Origin of the sequence: Collinsella sp. AF05-9 (assembly GCF_003465595.1) — a bacterium.
Lineage (GTDB): Bacteria > Actinomycetota > Coriobacteriia > Coriobacteriales > Coriobacteriaceae > Collinsella.
Window position 1 is genome coordinate 1 of sequence record NZ_QSBB01000032.1, and the last position, 474, is coordinate 474.

The window sequence follows — 474 nt, forward strand, 5'->3', positions numbered from 1 at the left end:
GGGGGGGGGGGTCCCGGGGGCGACCGGAGTGGAGCCTGATAGGCGGGCGGCGGCAGCGCTGCCCGCCCGCATCGGCCCCGCGGGCGCTGGTCTCCGCCGTCGCGACCCCACGGGGCTCCGGCGCCCGCGCCCCCGGAAAGTTTTTCCGAAATTGTCCTTGCATCGCCGTCCGAGTTCCCGTATAGTACTTCTTCGCACGGGGGCGTAGCTCAGCTGGGAGAGCGCTTGACTGGCAGTCAAGAGGTCAGGGGTTCGATCCCCCTCGTCTCCACCCGAGCATTGAATGAGGCTCCAACGCAAGTTGGGGCCTTTTTTCATATAGGCACACAAGGTCAAAGGCGGCAGCATGATCCTCCTGGTCGACAAGATCGAAAAAAGCTTCGGCGCGCGCGTCCTCTTTAGCGGCGCGTCCTTCCAGATCAACCCCGGCGAGCGCTTCGCGCTCGTGGGCCCTAACGGCGCCGGCAAAACCAC

1 protein-coding gene and 1 tRNA gene are annotated in these 474 nt (G+C 66.0%); both read left to right on the top strand.

The features are described from left to right. The first annotated feature begins 198 nt into the window (after nt 1–198). A tRNA-Ala gene (locus tag DWV43_RS08325) sits at nt 199–271 on the top strand. 75 nt (nt 272–346) lie between these two features. Continuing rightward, on the top strand, nt 347–474 hold a 128-nt coding region (locus DWV43_RS10415), incomplete at its 3' end, for an ATP-binding cassette domain-containing protein (RefSeq protein WP_199412161.1).